Below are 17,929 nucleotides of genomic sequence, written 5' to 3' on the forward strand. Positions count from 1 at the left end.
ATCCTGAAGGGGCGCGGCGCGAGCGCGAACCACATCAGTATCGCCTTCGCGGGCGAGGGTCAGGACATCGACACGGGCGCGAAGGTGTATCACAACGCTCCGAACACCAACTCGACGATCGAGTCCAAATCGATCTCGAAAGATGGCGGGCGGACCAACTATCGCGGACTCGTCCACATCTCGGACGGGGCGCACGATTCGTCGACGGCAGTCGAGTGTGACGCCTTGATGTTCGACAACGAGTCGATCTCGGACACGATGCCGTACATGGAGATCAACGAGTCGAAGGTCGACGTCGCCCACGAGGCGACGGTGGGCAAGATCGGCGACGAGGACGTCTTCTACCTCCAGTCGCGTGGTCTGGACGACGACGACGCCAAACAGATGATCGTTTCGGGGTTCATCGAGCCGATTACGGAAGAGCTGCCCATCGAGTACGCCGTCGAGCTCAACCGGCTCATCGAGCTCGAGATGGAAGGCAGTCTGGGCTGATCGCCCGGGTCCGAGCTCGTTTTTCGCGTTTTTCATTTCCCGAGCGGGTAGCCAAGGGTGTCCTTTATGCGCTCCGAGGAGAACCCTCGGGTATGTCGACGGGAGATTTCGAGGGATACGGCGGCCGACACGTCCCCGAGGCGCTCGAGGGACCGCTCTCGGAGCTGGCCGAGGCCTACGACGAGGTCGGGAAGAGCGAGGGGTTCCAGGAGGAGTTCCGGAGCTATCTCGAGGAGTTCGCGGGCCGGCCGACGCCGCTGTATCACGCGCGCAACCTGAGCGAGCGCTACGGTGCCGAGATCTACCTCAAGCGCGAGGACCTCCTGCATGGCGGCGCCCACAAGATCAACAACTGCCTGGGCCAGGCCCTGCTGGCAAAGCGGGCAGGCCGCGAGCGCCTGATCGCCGAGACGGGCGCCGGCCAGCACGGGGTCGCGACCGCGATGGTGGGCGCGCTGTTGGGCCTCGAAACGGAGATCTACATGGGCGAGAAGGACGTCGCCCGCCAGGAGATGAACGTCTTCCGGATGCGCTTGATGGGCGCGGAGGTCAACGAGGTCACTCGCGGCGGGGCCGGACTGGCGGATGCGGTCGACGCCGCCTTGGAGGACTTCGCCGAGAACGTCGCGGACACCCACTACCTCGTGGGCAGCGTGGTCGGCCCCGACCCGTTCCCGCGGATGGTCCGCGATTTCCAGTCGGTGATCGGCCGGGAGGCCCGCGAGCAGTTCCGCGAGCGAGTAGGTGAATTGCCCGACGCGGCGGTGGCCTGTGTGGGCGGCGGCTCGAACGCCATCGGGCTGTTTCACGCCTTCCGCGACGACGACGTGGACTTCTACGGCGCGGAGGGCGGCGGCGAGGGCAGCGACTCGACGCGCCACGCCGCCCCGCTCGCGAAGGGCCGCGACGACGTCCTCCACGGGATGCACACTCGAGTCCTCGACGAGGACGTCGAGGTCCACTCGGTCTCGGCGGGACTGGACTACCCCGGCGTCGGTCCCGAACACGCGATGTTCCGGGCGGTCGGGCGCTGCGAGTACACCGGCGTCACCGACGAGGCGGCGCTGGCGGCCTTCCGAGAGCTGAGCGAGGCCGAGGGGATCATCCCCGCCCTGGAATCGAGCCACGCGGTCGCGCGCGCGATCGAGCTGGCCGAGGAGGGCACCCACGAGACGATCCTCGTGAACCTCTCGGGTCGGGGCGATAAGGACATGGAGACCGCGGCCGAGCGCTTCTCGCTCTAGCGCAGCACGGAGCCGATGGCGCTCGCGAGCGCCTCGAAGTCCTGCATGCTGATGCCGTCGGTGGTGACGAGCACGCCCTCGCGGTCGGTCGTCAGGCGCACGAGGTAGCCGCCGTCGAACACCCGGATGGTGTAGCTGTAGTCGCCGAGCTCCGAGCCCGCGTAGGTGTCCTCGGTGAGCTGGAAGCCGCGCCACTCGTGGCCGATGAACGTCGAGAGGTCGGCGTCCTGCTCGAGGTCGCTCCTGAGGTAGAGCTGCTCGAAGTCGTCGCGCGTGAAGTAGGTGACCGACCGGAGGCTGTCGCCGATCGCGGTGCGACAGGTACGGACGATGTGGTCTGCGGTCTCGGGGTCGACGAGGTCTGCGGTCATGCCGGAAGGGGTCGGGCCAGCCACATAAACCCTTACAGTGACTGTGAAACAGTGGCACATGCGGTCGTGCAACGAGAAGGGGGACCCGGACCGGATAGGAACTGCCGCCACGCCAATCCTTTTGATCCTCGCTCGCGCGGGTAGGGCTGTCATGGATCTACAGATCGAGGGCAACGCGGCGCTCGTCACGGCGTCCTCAAGCGGGCTGGGGAAGGCCTCCGCGAAGGCGCTCGCGCGCGAGGGCGCGAACGTCGTGATCAACGGACGCGACGAGGAACAACTGGAGGAGGCCCGCGAGGAGATCGAGGAGGTGGCCGAGGGCGAGGTCGTCGCCCAGCCGGGCGACCTGACCGACGCCGACGACATCGAGACGCTGGTCGAGACCACGGTAGAGGAGTTCGGCGGGCTCGACCACCTCGTGACCAGCGCGGGCGGGCCGCCCAGCGGGCCGTTCATGGAGACCGAGGAGGACGAGTGGTATCACGCCTACGACCTGCTCGTGATGAGCGTCGTCCGCCTCGTGAAGGCGGCCGCCCCACATCTCGAGGAGGACGGCGGCGGCACGATCGTCACCATCACCTCCCGGAGCGTGAAGGAGGCGATCGACTCGCTGGTGCTCTCGAACTCGGTTCGGATGAGCGTCATCGGGCTCGAGAAGACCCTCTCCCAGGAGCTCGCGCCCGAGGTGCGCGCCAACGCGGTGTTACCGGGGCCCCACGAGACAGCGCGGATCCAGGAGTTGGTCGACCAGGCCGTCGAGCGGGGCGACTACGACTCCTACGAGGAGGGAATCGACGACTGGAGCGACGGCATTCCCCTCGAGCGGATCGGCGACCCCATCGAGCTCGGTGACACCGTCGCCTACCTCTCCTCGCCGCTTTCGGGCTTCGTCAACGGCGTCTCGGTGCCGATCGACGGCGGGTCGGGGAGTTCGAACCTATGAAACACGTCGGGTTCGACGACGCCGAGAGCTACGAGCCCGAGGAGGGCTGGGGACGTCGGGCGCTCGCCGGCAGTGAGAAGTTCACCTTCGAGTGGTTCGAGAAGCCACCGGGCCACAGCTCGCCCATGCACGACCACGAGAACGAGCAGGTCTGCCTCTGTCTCGAGGGCGAGCTGGTCGTCCACACCGAGGAGGAGACGGTCACGCTGGGCGAGTACGACTCCGTCTGGCTCGACGCCTGGGAGTCCCACCGCGTCGAGAACGCGGGCGAGGAGCGTGCCGTCGGCCTCGACGTCTTCGCGCCGGGGCGCTCGTTCGACTTCTGGACAGACCGCGAATGAAGTATCTCGCACGCACCCAAGCGGGACGGGCGCTTCTGGGCGACGAGGAGGGGTTCGTCCCGCTGTCGGCCGCGGGGTTCGAGAGGGTTTCCGCGGCCCTCCCCGCCGCGGCGGCGGGCGAGCTTCCCGCCCCGAGCGAGCTCCCCGTTCGGCGCGTTCCCCGCGAGGGGATCGCGTTCGGGCTTCCGATCGCGCTGGAGGCGCTCGGGAAGTGCTGGGGGATCGGGCTGAACTACGAGGAGCACGCGGGCGACCTCGACGAGAATCGCCCGGAGGAGCCAGCGAGCTTCATGAAACCGAAAACGGCGGTGACGGGTCCCGGCGGTCCCGTTCGACTGCCGCCGACAGCGGAGACCGATCGGGTGACCGCCGAGGCCGAGCTCGGGGTCCTGCTCGGGCGGACCGGGAGCGACGTCGAGGAGCCCGACGACGCGATCGCGGGCTACCTGCCGGTGATCGACATGACCGCCGAGGACGTCCTCGAGCGCAACCCGCGCTTTCTCACGCGCGCGAAGAGCTTCGATACGTTCCTCGTGCTCGGGCCCGCGATCGCGGTCCCCGACTCGCCGCCCGAGTTCGGCGAACGGCGGGTCGCAACGGTGCGAAACGGCGAGGTCGTGGCCGAGAACCGGATGGCGAACATGCTGTTCTCGCCCCGCGAGCTCGCCGCCTTCCACTCGCGGGTGATGACGCTCGAGGCGGGGGATCTGATCTCGACTGGGACGCCCGGAGCGGGCGTCATCTCGGCGGGCGACGGGGTTCGCGCCGAGGTCGAAGGAATCGGGTCGGTCGACGCCGACGTCGTTTAATCGTCCGCGGGCGGGGCGGCAAGTTCGCCGCCCGGCCGGTTCTTGTCCCCGAAGCCGGCGCTCAGCAGCCGCGTCATCGCCTCCTCGACGGTCTCGTCGGTGAGCTCGACGGTCTCGGGTTCAACCTCGATCACGTAGCCCGTCGTGACGTTGGGGGCGGTCGGCATGAACAGGAGCAGGCGGCCGTCGTCGGTCGTCTTGCCGGTCTTGAACGCGGTCACGCGGGCGCCCATCCAGGTGGTGATTTTGACGGGCTCCTTGAGGTCGGTGTCGCCCGAGACGGCCGTTTCGACGGCGATCTGGGAGGCGTTGTAGACGACCCGGAGGATCGGAACGCGGTTGATCGCCGTGTCGAGCCAGCCGCTCGCGAGCGCGCCCCCGGCGGTGCGCGTCGCCACCCCGACGACCGCGACCGCGAGGGCGAAGACGGCGATGGTGGCGGCGACCCGAGCGAGGGGGTCCTCGATCACGCCGACCAGCGGGAGCCCCGCGATGAGGAGGAACAGCCAGCCGGTCGCGTACAGCGTCACCAGGAGCGGCACCAGGACGACGAGCCCGCTCCCCAGGTCGCGCTTCCACTCTGACATCGCGAGTGAGTAGCGCGCGGACCGTTATGAACGTGCTGGGCGAGGAAAAAGCACGAACGCAGATCGGGCGGAACGGTTTTGCTATCGGATCCAGTGCTCGAAGACATGCCCGGCGAGGTCGGGTCAGTACGAAGACGACTGGCCGTCGGAATCGTACTAGTCATCTGTGGTGCCGTTGCATCCGCAGCGGTCGGCGTTCGCCAACTGGGTCGGTTCGAGGTGACAGTGATGGTCGGTGGCATGATCGCCGCCAGCTGGGTGGTTTTACTCGTTATCGGAGTCGCTGTCGGTTACCAGCGAATTCGTGAGTGTCTGCGGTGAGGAAAACGGTAGTCGGTTACTCGCTGGCCGCGTCGACCCGGTCGGCCTGCTTCTCCAGATCGGCGGCGAGCGTCCGGGCCTGCTCGGCCGACAGCGTCACCGAATCGGCGTGAGCGGGCAGGTTCTCGAGGTCGGTGTTGTCGAGTTCGAGTTCGAGCGAGACGTGGTCGGGGTCCTCGCGGGGCGCGGTGACGTTGAGGATCGCGAGCGCCTCGTCCGTCCAGCCGTGGCCCTTCGCCTCGCCGTCGAGCAGGTCGAACGTCGTGTAGGCGTTGACCTTCATGATTCGGTCGGGCATGTCGGGACGAAGGCGAGGCAGACACTTAGCGGATGTGGAAAACGGGGCGGAACGGCGGAGCGACTGCCGTCAGTCGTCCGCGGACATCGGCGTGTCGTCGGGGTACGCCGGCGCGGGGCTGGAGTCGAGGTCGTCGTCCTCGGCGTAGGGGTACCAGGTCTGCTTCGTGTTGTGCATGTAGGGGTCCTCATACGAGGTCTCCTCGGGCTCGACGAGCGCCGAGAGCGTCTCCTCGTCGCGGTCGACGACGAACTCCCGGAAGGTCTCGCCGTCCTCGCGCTCGGCGGCGAAGCCCTCGACGAGGTTCGCGATCGCGCCGGGGACCTCGTCGGCGGGCACGCGCTGGGTGACCCAGTCGGCGAAGTTGGGGTTCTCGCCCAGCCCGCCGCCCAGGCCGATGTCGAGCGCTTCGACCGGTTCGCCGTCCTTGCGGGTCTTCATCCCCCGCAGCGAGACGTCGGCGATCTGGGGCTGAGCGCACGAAGCCGTACAGCCCGAGAGGTGGATGTGGAAGTCCTCGATGTCCTCGGGGAGCTCGACGTTCTCCTTGAGCCAGCGCGAGTAGCGCACCTGTCGGTTCTTCGTCTCGACGATCGACAGCGAGCAGAACTCCGTACCCGTGCAGGCGATCGAGCCGCGCTGGAACGGGTGGGGATCGGGGCTGTACTCCGAGAGCAGGGGCTCGTCCAGGAGCCCGTCGAGGTTCTCCTCGGGGACGTCCGTGAGGATGACGTTCTGGCGCTGGGTGACGCGGGCCTCGCCGCTACCGTACTCGTCAGCGATGTCGGCGAGTTCGATCACCTCGTCGGCGCCCATCCGACCCACCAGCACGTTCAGGCCGACGTAGTAGTTCCCGTCCTTCTGCTCGTGGACGCCGACGTGGTCGGCGTGGCCGTGGGTCGTGCCGGCGTTGTACGAGTAGTTCTCGCGGAGGTCCTCGCCCGCGGTCTCGAGCTCGAAGTCGACGTAGTCCTCCTGGAGGACCTCGCGGAACTTCTCGGGACCCCACTCGTCCATGAGGAATTTTATTCTAGCGTTGTAGCGGTTCTCGCGGTCGCCGTGGTCGCGAAACAGCGCGCTGATCCCGCCCGAGACCTCCACTGCTCGTTCGGGCGTCGCGAAGACGTCGATGTTCTTCGCGAAGCGGGGCTCGTTTCGCGCCAGCCCGCCGCCGACGCGGATGTTGAACCCTTCGACCGTCTCGCCGTCGATCTCCTTCTCGGCGGGTTCGAGCGCCAGGTCGTTGATGTCGCCCTGGCCACAGCCCTCGTCGCAGCCCGTCACCGAGACCTTCCACTTGCGGGGGAGGTTCGAGTGCTCCTCGTTGCCCTTGAACGTGTCGTGGAGCTCGTGGATGGTGTCGAGCGCGTCGACGTGCTCGTTCTTGTCCTTGCCGGCGACCGGACAGCCGACGATGTTCCGCCAGGAGTCCCCACACGCCTGGATCGTCGAGAGGCCCGCCTCCTCGAGCTCGTCCCAGATGTCGGGGACGTCCTCGATGTTGATCCAGTGGAGCTGGATCGCCTGCCGCGTGCTGTAGTCCGCCCAACCGTTGCCGAACTCGGGGTTCTCGGCGGGGCCGGTCGAGTACTTCTTTGCGACCTCGCCGATCGCCCGGAGCTGGCCGGGCTCGAGCACGCCGTTGGGCGGGCCGATCCGCATCATGAAGTAGCTCTCCTGGCCGGCGCGCTGGTGGTACAGCCCGTACCACTTGAAGCGCTCGAACCAGGCGTCGTGTTCGTCGTCCGGGATCGCGTCCCAGCCCTCCTCGGCGAACCGCTCCATGTGGTCTCGGATCTCCATCCCGTAGACCTCGTCCTTCCACTCCTCGGTATCGGTCGGCATGGATACCGGTTGTCCTCCCACGCCTAAACCCACCGCCCTCTCGTCAACGGTGGCCGGTGCTCGGGGTTACCGGAGAATGCTGCCGCCAGTGTCAGGCGGGCCTGACGCTGTGTTCGCGCGAGGGATCGACGGGGACGAACCGACCGTCCTCGACGTGGCCGATCGTGAGCCAGCCCATCGAACCCCGTTCCCCGCAGGTGATGCAGTGGCCGACCGCGCGGACCTCGACCGCGTCGCCGTTCGGGCGGACCTCGAAGAAGGCCTCGAGCAGTACGTCCGCGGTCTCACACTCACAGAACTCGTGCTCGGAGAGCCGCCAGAGGTCGCTGACGCCGACCTCCCGGGAGTCGTCGACGCTGATCCACGCCCCGTCGTCGAGGATCCGAACTGGAACGTCCATACCGGGACTACGCCCGCCGGCCCCTTAGCCCATCGGCCCGCGCAAGGCGTACCGACCCTGATGACGGGTGGTTTCGGGACAACCGCACGAGGGCAGCCGTTCGGCGATGATTTCGGCGACAGAGATAGGGACAACAATCCCCGGTATGTGGGAGTTGGGGTAGGGCTTGACCCTGCACGCGGGTCTATACGCGACCCTCACGAACGGGAGGATGATGACACGGAACCGCGACGAGGAACGCCAGCACGCCCCGGCGGATGTCGCACCGGAACTCCACGAGGGGGGCGAACGATGAGCGACGAGAAACGCGACGACGAGCATCTCGCGGACATCGAGGAGGGCGCCGGCTGTACCGAGATCTGGGAGCACCTCTCGGAGAAACGCGAGCGCGAGCGCGACCAGTCCGACTAGCCCGTTCGGCGACGACGTTTTGAGGGCGGGAACTAACGGGTAAGTAATGACCACTGAGCGACCGGACGATTCGTCGAGCGGCCGGGAGTCCCCGGTCGGCAAACCGGTCGTCAGGGGTGACGCGACCGTCGCCGGCGAGCGCGCCCGCGAAGCTGTCCAGTTCGACCCCGAGGACCGAGAAAGCCTCGCGGAGGCCGCTGAAACCGTCAGGCAGTTCTCCGAGAACACCGCCGGCAGCGAGGACAACATCTACATGCTGCGCGGGGCGGCGGCCTGTGCCGCACTGGTCCGCGGCGAGGGCTCGTACAAGGCGGCCGCGGAACGGGCCGGCGGCAAGGCCTCGGTCGCGTTCATCCGCAAGTGGGCGAGGGTCCACGACCTCCCGCAGGCGATCCGGCGCCACGTCGCGATGGGTCACATCGCCCCGACGGCGGCGAAACACATCGCCCGCGTCGCCGGCGACGCCCGGTTCCAGGTCGCGTGGGTGACCGTCGACAACGATCTCACCGTCCGTGAGATCCGCTCGATCGCGAGCGCGATCAACGACGGGGCCGCCCCCGAGGAGGCCCTCGCGGCCCACGGAATCGTGGCCGGAGAGCTCATGGTCCGACTGCCCATCGAGAGCTACCGCGAACTGCGCCGGGAGGCCGCCTTCGAGGGCGTCCCCCCGGGTGAGATCGTCGACAGGGCGCTCAACGAGTACCTCGAGTGAGGAACTCCCGGCCCGCCCGCTCGAACAGTTCCGCCGCTTCCGTCACCTCCCCCCAGTCGATCGTCTCGTCGGGGAAATGCGCCTGCTGGACCGATCCCGGACCGAAAACGACGGTCGGGATCCCGGCCTCGATGTAGTGGCGCGCGTCGGTCCCGTAGGTCGCGCCCCGAGCCCCGGAATCGCGCCCGGCCGAATCGAGCGCGGAGCGGACGGCACGGACGATCGGCTCCTCGGCGTCGACCTCGGCGGGCTCGAACTGCACCGAGAACCGCTCGAACACCGGCGGGTGAGCCGAGAGCCACTCCGAGCCGGCGACCAGCTCCGCGATCCGCGCGTCGACCGCTTTCTCGACCGCGTCGACGGTCTCGCCCGGCGCGACCCCGATGCGGAACTCGCTTTCGAGCCGCGCGGGGACGGAGGAGGCCCACGAGCCCGCCCGAACGGTACCGGCGACGATCGGCCACGGCCGGGGAAACTCGTCGTACAGGGGGTGGGTCACCTCGCGGGCGCGTTCGGATTCGAGATCCGCGAGCGCCCGTCGGATCCGCTCGAAGTGGGGGAGAACGCTCTCGCCGTGCCAGGGCGTGGCCGCGTGGGCCGATCGGCCCGTCAGCGTGAGCCGCTTCATCAACGACCCCTCCGTGGCGATCACGGGGGCCAGCCGGGTGGGCTCGGCGACGATCGCTGCGTCGGGCTCGTAGGGATACGGTGACTCCAGCGCCGAACTCGCCGCCCCGATCCCGCCCTCCTCCTCGCCGACGACGCTCTCGACGATCACGCGCCCGTCGAGGTCAGCCTCCGCGAGCGCCGAGGCGGCGAAGACGCAGGCCGCGAGCCCACACTTCATGTCGGCCGCGCCGCGGGCGGTCAGCTCGTCGCCGGTCCACGCTGGCTCGAACGGGTTGGAGGACCATCCCTCGGCCTCGGCGGGGACGACGTCGACGTGGCCGTTGAGCAGCAGCGTCGGCCCGTCGCCCGAACCGAGCTCGAGGACCCCGGCGACGCTCGGCCGGCCCTCAGTTTCGATCGCCCCGGGGTCGTCGGGAAAGGAGGAATGGGCGGCGAGGCGCTCGGGGGAGGCCTCCCATCGGTAGGTCTCGAAGCCCAGCCGATCGAGGCGACCCTCGAGCCACTCCTGTGCGGGTGCTTCGTCGCCGTCGGTGGTGTCGAACGCGAGGAGGCGCTCGGCGAACGCCCGCCGTTCCGCGTCGTTCATGGAGAGGGGTCGCGGACCGAGGGCTTAGGGGTTCGGATCGAATCCTGAACGCTTATGTCCGTGGCGCGGCGAGTTCGTCGTGAGGGCCGGTAGCTCAGTCCGGCAGAGCGTCTGACTCTTAATCAGACGGTCGCGTGTTCAAATCGCGCCCGGCCCGCTTTTGCGACGAGCAAGCTCGCGAGTGGCAAAACGGTCAGAGCGATTTGAACGCAGGGAACACGCAGCGCAAACGGAGTGAGCGACCGTGTGACCGAGTGTTCAAATCGCGCCCGGTCCGCTTCTGTGAGGAACGGACGTGACGAGCGAAGCGGCCACCAGCACGTTCGAACGCAGCGAGCAGCTCCGCTGTGACCGAGTGTTCGAATCGGGCCCGGTCCGCGTTCCCGGCGCCACCGGATCGATAAGCCGTCCATAGCTGTTGTGGACGGTACGAGCGGAGCGCTAGAGGCCCGTCACGGACGCGGAAGGCCGCTGCAAGAACTGGGAGGGGATACTGACGCGCAGCCGTTGGGCCGGTACTGGCCGGGGTCGGTGAGAGCTATCCCCTGACCGGCAGATACGACATCGAGACGAGCAGGAAGACGGTGATGCCACTGAGAACGGTGATCCAGAGGAGCCCCTCCTGGTTCGGTACGAGCCCGAAGGCGCCGGCCGCCCACGCGCCGGCACCGACGAGGACGAAGAGCGCCGCGTACACTGCGGCCGCGCGTCGTTGCATACTGCGAGGGATGTACTCCCGGGGGTATAGAAGTTACTTTTCGCCACAGGGCACCGTCCCCGGTTGGAAAGTGCGTACACCAATCACTGTCCCTGATTCACTGGCCTCGTCGAGGGCGATCTCGAGGACTACGAGCCGATCGTCGAGATGATCGACGAACTCGGCTTAGACTTCAGCGACGAGGAGCTCGTCGATGACGACTGATCGGTAATCCGGGTCGCCCCCTCGGTCGCCACGAGGAACGGCGCTGCGTTCGGGATCGGACGGATGGTGTGCGTGATGTGATGGAATCACTGGAACGGACGTCCGTCGACGCTATCACTTCTGGTGGGAAGAATAAGCCAAGGGCCGGATTCGAACCGGCGATGGGCGGCTCTGCAGGCCGCTGCGTTAGGCCGGACTCTGCCACCTTGGCGCGTGCGAAACTACCCGCCTGCCGGACATAAGGATAGCGGTCCGGGACGGTGCTGTCGCTGTCTGTAAATGAAAAAAGCCCGCGACCCCGAAGGGTCGCGGGCTTTGAAGTATGAATGGAAGGCGGCGAACCACCAGTTGCGAGCCGTTGTAACGGACCGGTCTCGGGTTCCACCGGGACGGACCCAGCGTGTACTTCCGATTGCGGTCCTGGGCTCGTACTTGGCCCCTCTTGCGAGGCAGTTTTCCCAGAGGCTCGCGCACTCCAGTACTCGCGGGAACGCTGGCGGGCTTATCTGCCGTGTTCGGAATGGGTACGGGAGTCGCCCCGCCGCTATGGCCGCCTTAATGCCGATCAACGGAATCGAACCGTTGTAATGCCATCATCGGTGCTTGCCGTTGTGTACGTGCGATTCAGTTAACGCCTGGATCCGTTTACTGGTCACGGAACAATGCGGTATGAATGTGTGGCTTTGACCTGTTAGTGCTCGCGGGCTTAACGCCTCGTTGCCTCGGCGCGCACACCCCGAGTCTATCGAACTCGTCTTCTACGAGTGGTCTCAACGGTACCTCTTTTCCAGGTGGGTTTCGAGCTTAGATGCGTTCAGCTCTTACCCCGTGTCACGTAGCTGCCCGGCACGTGCCCTCTCGGACAACCGGTACACCAGTGGTGACCAATCGTAGTTCCTCTCGTACTATACGATCGTTCCCGTCAGGTACCAAAACACCCCCAATAGATAGCAGCCGACCTGTCTCACGACGGTCTAAACCCAGCTCACGACCTCCTTTAATAGGCGAACAACCTCACCCTTGCCCGCTTCTGCACGGGCAGGATGGAGGGAACCGACATCGAGGTAGCAAGCCACCCGGTCGATATGTGCTCTTGCGGGTGACGACTCTGTTATCCCTAAGGTAGCTTTTCTGTCAGCAATTGCCCGCATCGGGCAGGCTAATTGGTTCGCTAGACCACGCTTTCGCGTCAGCGTTCCGTGTTATGAAGAACACTGTCAGGCTTCCTTATGCTCTTGCGCTCTTTTCCGGGTGTCCGACCCGGATGAGGAAACCTTGGGGCGCGCTCGATATCTTTTCGAGCGCGTACCGCCCCAGTCAAACTGCCCGGCTACCGGTGTCCTCCTCCCGGAGTGAGGGTCGCAGTCACCATCGGGTAGTATTTCAATGATGCCTCGGCGACGCGCTGGCGCGCGCACCTGTGTAACGGCTCCTACCTATGCTGCACAATGGCGACCACGTCCCAGCGACAGCCTGCAGTAAAGCTCTATAGGGTCTTCGCTTCCCCTTGGGGGTCTCCAGACTCCGCACTGGAACGTACAGTTCACCGGGCCCAACGTTGGGACAGTGACGCTCTCGTTCATCCATTCATGCAAGCCGCTACTAAAGCGGCAAGGTACTACGCTACCTTAAGAGGGTCATAGTTACCCCCGCCGTTAACGGGTCCTTCGTCCTCTTGTACGAGGTGTTCAGATACCCGCACTGGGCAGGATTCAGTGACCGTACGAGTCCTTTCGGATTTGCGGTCACCTATGTTTTTACTAAACAGTCGGAGCGTCCGAGTCACTGCGGCCTGCCCCTACACAGGGCAGGCATCCCTTATCGCGAACTTACGGGACTAACTTGCCGAATTCCCTAACGTCGGTTGCTCCCGACAGGCCTTGGCTTTCGCCGCCATGAGTACCTGTGTCGGATCTCGGTACGATCGTTGTACTCGGTTTTTCACGGGCTCCAGGTTGAACCGATTTTCACTATCCCGCCGTTCGTCCGCTTCGTGCCATTACGGCTTCCACGGACTTTGACGGTTCGACCGGGCGAGTGCCCGGCTCGGTCGGCCCCGAAGCGTCACCTTTCAATGTACAACGGTACTGGAATATTAACCAGTTTCCCGTTTGTCCCCTTCGAACTACGGGGAGACTTAGGATCGACTAACCCTCGGCTGATCAGCATTGCCGAGGAACCCTTACTCATTCGGCCGTCGGGGTTCTAACCCGACTAACGCTGCTACTTTGACCAGGATTTTCGTCACCGATCGGTCCACGCGAGCTCTCGCCCGAGCTTCCATCCGATCGGAGCGCCAGTCTACACGATTGCGTTGTGAAACGCACGGTCAGGTCTCGGTGGTGAGCTTGAGCCCCGATCATTTTCGGCGCCTCAAACCTCGGCCGGTAAGCTGTTACGCTTTTCTTAGAGGGTAGCTGCTTCTAAGCTCACCTCCCGGCTGTCTAGGGCTTGAGACCACCTTCAATCGCACTTAGCTCACACTTGGGGACCTTAACCCGACTCTGGGTTGTCTCCCTCACGGTGCACAGGCTTACCCCGGCACACCGGATTCCTTGCGTCGACGGCGTCCGTAGGTTCGGAGTTTGACAGGGGGGCGCACTCCTCTCGGAGTGCGGTCCCCCAATCGGTCGCTCTACCCCACGAACTACCTCAGCAAAGGTCATGCTTCGACATGTTTCGACTGGAACCAGCTGTTTCCGGACTCGATGGGCCTTTCACCCCTATACGCAAATCACGGGAGGGTATTGTAAGACACCAACCCTAACAGGCCTCCACGTGCCTTTCGGCACGCTTCACCTTGCATGCGCATAGATCGTCCGGTTTCGGGTCGTGCCCGTTTGACTCCCCGCGCTTGAACACGGTGGCCCTCGTCGTAAGACTGCGGCCATATCGGTTTCCCTACGCCTTCCCCGATTCTCGGGTTAGACTCGCCAAACAAGCACACTCCCTGGTTCGTTTTTCAAAACGTACGACGGAACTTCGGCTCCCTGTGGGTCCTACTACGGGCTTGCACCCAGTTCGTTTACCACAGGGCCTTTTAAGCCCCGTCGCTCGATCGCCAACTGATTTCAGGCCCTATTGCACCTCCCTTCTGAGGGTGCTTTTCAGCGTTCGCTCACGCTACTTGTTCGCTATCGGTCTCGAGGAGTGTTTAGTCTTGGCCGTCGATGCCGGCCATATTGACGAGGGATATCCAACCCCCGCTACTCTGGAACTGACGCACGTCGTACTGGTCTGTGTTACGGGGCTATCACCCTGTATCGCGCTCCGTTCCAGGAGACTTCACACAGACGATCCGACGATGAGAGTCAGCCCGAACACCACATTGCCCGTAAGGGCTTCGGTTTGGACTGTGTCGATTTCACTCGCCGTTACTCACGACATCCCGTTCGGTTTCTCTTCCTGCCGTTACTGAGATGTTTCAGTTTTCGGCGTTCCCCATTGCGCAAGGCAATTGCGAGAGGATTCCTATTCGGAGATCCCTGGTTCTTAGCCTCCATGCGGCTCCCCAGGGCTTATCGCAGCTTGGCACGTCCTTCATCGGCACTCGAGCCGAGCCATCCACCAGCTGGCACAGTAGCCACGCTGGTTGATCGCTGGCTGTCGATCAGCCAGCAATCGAATGTTGATCGCTAGCTGTCGACCAACTAGCAATCGATATTGTCACTGTGACCCGGTAAACGGATCCAGTGGACGTCTGAATCGCACGTACACACGGCATCATCTACACACCCGCTGCGAAGCGGTGCGTGCATCGACCCTTCCCACCCACGCTTGCACGGGGCGGTGCATCAGTCTCGTTCGGATTCGATCATACTCCCTTGCCCCACTTAAGGGACACGGTTTCGATCTCCTCCGGACATGGACCCACTGGGATTCGAACCCAGGGCATCCTCCTTGCAAAGGAGGCACTCTACCGCTGAGCTATGGGCCCGTCCTCTTTCGAGGGGTGTAGCCCTGGTAGTTCTGAAGTGCCCGATCGAAGGGCGGGCGGTCGCAAACTACGGACTGCCTAAGGTGGGTCAGGCGCGTCGGCCTGATCCCGGTCAGTGGAGGTGATCCAGCCGCAGATTCCCCTACGGCTACCTTGTTACGACTTAAGCCCCCTTGCGAAGCCCAGATTCGACCGTCGTGCGACGGCCTCATCCGGACCTCACTCGGGTGCTTTGACGGGCGGTGTGTGCAAGGAGCAGGGACGTATTCACCGCGCCCTTCTGAGACGCGATTACTACCGAATCCAGCTTCATGCGGGCGGGTTTCAGCCCGCAATCCGAACTACGACCGGGTTTAGGAGATTAGCGCCCCCTCTCGGGGTGGCGTCCCACTGTCCCGGCCATTGTAGCCCGCGTGTAGCCCAGCACATTCGGGGCATACTGACCTACCGTTGCCCGTTCCTTCCTCCGTGTTAGCCACGGCAGTCTCCCTAATGTACCCAGCTACCACAAGGGTACTGCTGGCAATTAAGGATGCGGGTCTCGCTCGTTGCCTGACTTAACAGGACGCCTCACGGTACGAGCTGACGGCGGCCATGCACCTCCTCTCAGTGGCTCCAATAAGCTCATCACACTGATCTTCATCGCACACTGTCGGTGCTGGTGAGATGTCCGGCGTTGAGTCCAATTAAACCGCAGGCTCCTCCGGTTGTAGTGCTCCCCCGCCAATTCCTTTAAGTTTCATCCTTGCGGACGTACTTCCCAGGCGGCTCGCTTCTCGGCTTCCCTACGGCACAGCACTGGCTCGTAGCCAGTGCCACACCTAGCGAGCATCGTTTACAGCTTGGACTACCCGGGTATCTAATCCGGTTCGTGACCCAAGCTTTCGTCCCTCACTGTCGGATCCGTCCTCCCGAGGCGCTTTCGCCACCGGTGGTCCGTCCAGGATTACAGGATTTCACTCCTACCCCGGACGTACCCCTCGGGTCTTCCGGTCCCAAGCCGACTGGTTTCCGCCGGACGTCCGCTCGTTGAGCGAGCGGATTTCCCGACAGACCTGTTCGGCCAGCTACGGACGCTTTAGGCCCAATAATATTGGCCATCACTCGAGCTGCCGGTATTACCGCGGCGGCTGGCACCGGTCTTGCCCAGCTCTTATTCACCTACCACCTTACGGTAGGCAAAAGCGAGGACTATATGCCCTCGCACTTGGAGTCCCCTTATCGCACGTTCGTGCAGTGTAAAGGTTTCGCGCCTGCTGCGCCCCGTAGGGCCCGGTATCTTGTCTCAGATACCGTCTCCGGGCTCTTGCTCTCACAACCCGTACCGATTATCGGCACGGTGGGCCGTTACCCCACCGTCTACCTAATCGGCCGCAGCCACATCCTATGGCGCCGGAGCGTTTCGTGCTCTCTGTAATTCCAACGTGAGAGCGGTATTCGGTATTAGCCTCAGTTTCCCGAGGTTATTCCGATCCATAGGGTAGTTTGGCCACGTGTTACGGAGCTATTCGCCACGGGTCTGAACCCGTGCGACTAGCATGGCTAAATCGGACTCCAATAGCAATGGCCTCCGGCAGGATCAACCGGAATGGTCCTGAGCGAATGCTCAGGGTTAGGCGGGTACACAAAGTTGTGTACACATTGCATGGTCCGTAGTTCGGCGACCAGTCCCGAACTTCGATCGGGTGTCACCGAACTACCAGGGCTAACATCAGATCCCATCTGTACGGCGGACCGCAGGGGTGGAATCCTCATTTCCTTCGGACCTGAGTGTTGGCTTCGATGGGTCATAAACCCTTCGAAGCTCGTCGGCGAGGAGAGGTGAATCCCCTCACCCATCAGGCCTCGATTGTAGGGCGCTGTGAACGCCCTACGATCACATCGTGTCTTTCTCCGCATCACATCCGAGTGCCCATAACCACTTAAGGGCATCGGATCGAGGTCGGCGCCGGAATCGGATACCGGCGTCGACTTCGCGGTGTTCAATCCGACGCCCCTGAACCGTATAAGGGCATCGGATTCCCACTGGCGTTGGAACGCAACGCCAGCGGGGGATCGCCCCGGAGTCGCCCGGGGCGTCCTTCGCATTTCTTCGAATGGCAGGTGAACATATAAGGCCGTCGTTCGATCGGCGCCTCGTCCTGCGATACCATGATCCGGAGTGGCGTGGTCGTCGCGGCCACAGTCCCGTATGGGCGCCGCTACCCGAGCTCGTGTGTACCGGTAGAACTGTCGCACGGATGGAGGTCGGCAGGTCATCCCGTAGCCGTGGGCCGTCGGTCGCGCCGAGTGGTGTCCGCGCGTATGTGTGTGCGTCCGCGAAGGTTGTATGTGTGGCGAAACGCTCCGCTGTGGATCGGGAGAACGACGTCCCCCACCCGAGTCGGACTACTCGTCGATGTGCTCGATCCCCTCCTTCGAGACGTTCGCCTCGGTGATCTCAGAGGGCATCCAGTCGGGGCTGTCGTCGGGGGCGGTCTGCTTCCACGCCCATCCCTCGTAGAGATGGACCTTGTCCGTCCCCTTCTCGCGGAGTTCGATCGGTGTTCGATCCGCCTCGTCCTCGCTCGGGGCGGGGTCGAGGCGACGGGCCGCCTTCAGTGCGGCCTGTCGGGGGGTGTTACCCGAGAACACGCTCGATTCGTCGCCGTCGTCTTCGCGCAAGGCGAAGTTTCGTTTACCGTCTTCGCGGACCATTGTAGTGCTCCATGTCAGCCCAACACATCCCACATAATAAATATATCCCCCGAATCGAGTGCCGGCGGCCGGTTCACTTATATGCCCACTCGGACGCGGCGTGCCCCGAGCGGGCCGCCCGAACCCCTGATGAGAAAACACTTATGTAGAACCTGGGCTGAACGTTCGATAGAACTCCCCGATGGTGCGAAAAAAGAAACTGAGCCCGAGTGGCGCGAAGGACGACCAGGGCCAGTATCACAACGTACATCTCAACCTCCACGAGGACGAACTGGCCGTCGCGGGGATGGATATCGGTGACGAGGTGTTCGTCCGCGTCCGGGAGGACAAGATCATCATCCAGAAGGCCGACAAGGACGAGGTCGAACACGACTTCTGACCCC

At 64.3% G+C, this 17,929-nt stretch carries 16 protein-coding genes, 3 tRNA genes and 3 rRNA genes; 9 read left to right on the forward strand and 13 right to left on the reverse strand.

Annotated elements, in window-relative coordinates:
- Together WOA58_RS08450 and trpB are read left to right on the forward strand one after the other, a co-directional pair.
- Positions 1-492 (forward strand): SufD family Fe-S cluster assembly protein (locus tag WOA58_RS08450; RefSeq protein ID WP_340603756.1); only part of this gene is annotated, 492 nt, incomplete at its 5' end.
- Positions 493-584: 92 nt separating this feature from the next.
- Entirely contained in the window at positions 585-1,736 is a 1,152-nt protein-coding gene (gene trpB / locus WOA58_RS08455) for a tryptophan synthase subunit beta (protein WP_340603757.1), read from the forward strand.
- Here trpB and WOA58_RS08460 read toward each other — a convergent pair.
- The gene (locus WOA58_RS08460; protein ID WP_340603758.1) at positions 1,733-2,107 is read right to left on the reverse strand and encodes a DUF7522 family protein; all 375 of its coding nucleotides are present in this window, start codon (positions 2,105-2,107) and stop codon (positions 1,733-1,735) included. The two genes, trpB and WOA58_RS08460, sit on opposite strands and share 4 nt — an antisense overlap.
- Positions 2,108-2,258: 151 nt before the next feature.
- Here WOA58_RS08460 and WOA58_RS08465 point away from each other — a divergent pair, with 151 nt between their 5' ends.
- Genes WOA58_RS08465 through WOA58_RS08475 form a run of 3 tightly spaced genes read left to right on the forward strand, consistent with a single transcriptional unit; the run spans position 2,259 to position 4,200 of the window.
- Positions 2,259-3,050 (forward strand): SDR family oxidoreductase, encoded by a 792-nt coding sequence (locus WOA58_RS08465; protein WP_340603759.1) that lies wholly within the window; start codon positions 2,259-2,261, stop codon positions 3,048-3,050.
- The gene (locus WOA58_RS08470; protein ID WP_340603760.1) at positions 3,047-3,391 is read left to right on the forward strand and encodes a cupin domain-containing protein; all 345 of its coding nucleotides are present in this window, start codon (positions 3,047-3,049) and stop codon (positions 3,389-3,391) included. The genes WOA58_RS08465 and WOA58_RS08470 overlap by 4 nt, the downstream gene beginning before the upstream one ends.
- Positions 3,388-4,200: a fumarylacetoacetate hydrolase family protein gene (locus tag WOA58_RS08475; protein ID WP_340603761.1), complete on the forward strand. Its 813-nt coding sequence runs from the start codon at positions 3,388-3,390 to the stop codon at positions 4,198-4,200. The genes WOA58_RS08470 and WOA58_RS08475 overlap by 4 nt, the downstream gene beginning before the upstream one ends.
- Here the strand turns inward: WOA58_RS08475 and WOA58_RS08480 are convergent.
- Positions 4,197-4,787, reverse strand: coding sequence for a DUF502 domain-containing protein (locus tag WOA58_RS08480; RefSeq protein ID WP_340603762.1), 591 nt, complete (start codon positions 4,785-4,787; stop codon positions 4,197-4,199). The genes WOA58_RS08475 and WOA58_RS08480 overlap by 4 nt on opposite strands.
- 105 nt (positions 4,788-4,892) lie before the next feature.
- On the opposite strand from WOA58_RS08480, the gene WOA58_RS08485 reads away from it, so the two are divergent.
- Positions 4,893-5,108: a hypothetical protein gene (locus tag WOA58_RS08485; RefSeq protein ID WP_340603763.1), complete on the forward strand. Its 216-nt coding sequence runs from the start codon at positions 4,893-4,895 to the stop codon at positions 5,106-5,108.
- 16 nt (positions 5,109-5,124) lie between these two features.
- On the opposite strand, the gene WOA58_RS08490 is transcribed toward WOA58_RS08485, so the two are convergent.
- From WOA58_RS08490 to WOA58_RS08500, 3 genes are all read right to left on the reverse strand, one after another.
- Positions 5,125-5,406, reverse strand: coding sequence for a DUF6360 family protein (locus WOA58_RS08490; RefSeq protein WP_340603764.1), 282 nt, complete (start codon positions 5,404-5,406; stop codon positions 5,125-5,127).
- A gap of 69 nt (positions 5,407-5,475) precedes the next feature.
- On the reverse strand, positions 5,476-7,251 hold the full coding sequence (locus tag WOA58_RS08495; protein ID WP_340603765.1) for a nitrite/sulfite reductase: 1,776 nt from the start codon (positions 7,249-7,251) through the stop codon (positions 5,476-5,478).
- Positions 7,252-7,342: 91 nt separating this feature from the next.
- Complete coding sequence (locus tag WOA58_RS08500) at positions 7,343-7,651, reverse strand: hypothetical protein (RefSeq protein WP_340603766.1); 309 nt, start codon at positions 7,649-7,651, stop codon at positions 7,343-7,345.
- 457 nt (positions 7,652-8,108) lie between these two features.
- Between WOA58_RS08500 and WOA58_RS08505 the strand changes: the two genes are divergently transcribed.
- Positions 8,109-8,774 (forward strand): DUF7119 family protein, encoded by a 666-nt coding sequence (locus tag WOA58_RS08505; RefSeq protein WP_340603767.1) that lies wholly within the window; start codon positions 8,109-8,111, stop codon positions 8,772-8,774.
- Here WOA58_RS08505 and WOA58_RS08510 read toward each other — a convergent pair.
- Entirely contained in the window at positions 8,755-9,990 is a 1,236-nt protein-coding gene (locus WOA58_RS08510; protein ID WP_340603768.1) for an ArgE/DapE family deacylase, read from the reverse strand. The genes WOA58_RS08505 and WOA58_RS08510 overlap by 20 nt on opposite strands.
- An 83-nt stretch (positions 9,991-10,073) precedes the next feature.
- On the opposite strand from WOA58_RS08510, the gene WOA58_RS08515 reads away from it, so the two are divergent.
- Positions 10,074-10,147: transfer RNA gene (locus WOA58_RS08515), tRNA-Lys, on the forward strand.
- Between the two features lie 381 nt (positions 10,148-10,528).
- Here WOA58_RS08515 and WOA58_RS08520 read toward each other — a convergent pair.
- The 7 genes from WOA58_RS08520 to WOA58_RS08550 form a co-directional block, all read right to left on the reverse strand.
- Positions 10,529-10,708, reverse strand: coding sequence for a hypothetical protein (locus WOA58_RS08520; protein WP_340603769.1), 180 nt, complete (start codon positions 10,706-10,708; stop codon positions 10,529-10,531).
- A 339-nt stretch (positions 10,709-11,047) separates the two neighbouring features.
- Positions 11,048-11,123, reverse strand: a tRNA-Cys gene (locus WOA58_RS08525).
- A 233-nt stretch (positions 11,124-11,356) separates the two neighbouring features.
- Positions 11,357-11,470: ribosomal RNA gene (gene rrf / locus WOA58_RS08530) — 5S ribosomal RNA — on the reverse strand.
- Between the two features lie 114 nt (positions 11,471-11,584).
- Positions 11,585-14,504, reverse strand: a 23S ribosomal RNA gene (locus WOA58_RS08535).
- 273 nt (positions 14,505-14,777) lie between these two features.
- A tRNA-Ala gene (locus tag WOA58_RS08540) sits at positions 14,778-14,849 on the reverse strand.
- Between the two features lie 116 nt (positions 14,850-14,965).
- Positions 14,966-16,439, reverse strand: a 16S ribosomal RNA gene (locus tag WOA58_RS08545).
- Together the 16S, 23S and 5S rRNA genes with 2 tRNA genes alongside form the textbook arrangement of a ribosomal RNA operon.
- Before the next feature lie 798 nt (positions 16,440-17,237).
- Positions 17,238-17,546, reverse strand: coding sequence for a non-histone chromosomal MC1 family protein (locus WOA58_RS08550; RefSeq protein WP_340603770.1), 309 nt, complete (start codon positions 17,544-17,546; stop codon positions 17,238-17,240).
- Between the two features lie 181 nt (positions 17,547-17,727).
- Here WOA58_RS08550 and WOA58_RS08555 point away from each other — a divergent pair, with 181 nt between their 5' ends.
- Positions 17,728-17,925 (forward strand): hypothetical protein, encoded by a 198-nt coding sequence (locus tag WOA58_RS08555; RefSeq protein ID WP_008419196.1) that lies wholly within the window; start codon positions 17,728-17,730, stop codon positions 17,923-17,925.
- Positions 17,926-17,929 lie beyond the last annotated feature (4 nt).

The sequence above is a fragment of the Halalkalicoccus tibetensis genome, from assembly GCF_037996645.1.
In the GTDB taxonomy this organism is placed as follows: Archaea; Halobacteriota; Halobacteria; order Halobacteriales; family Halalkalicoccaceae; genus Halalkalicoccus; species Halalkalicoccus tibetensis.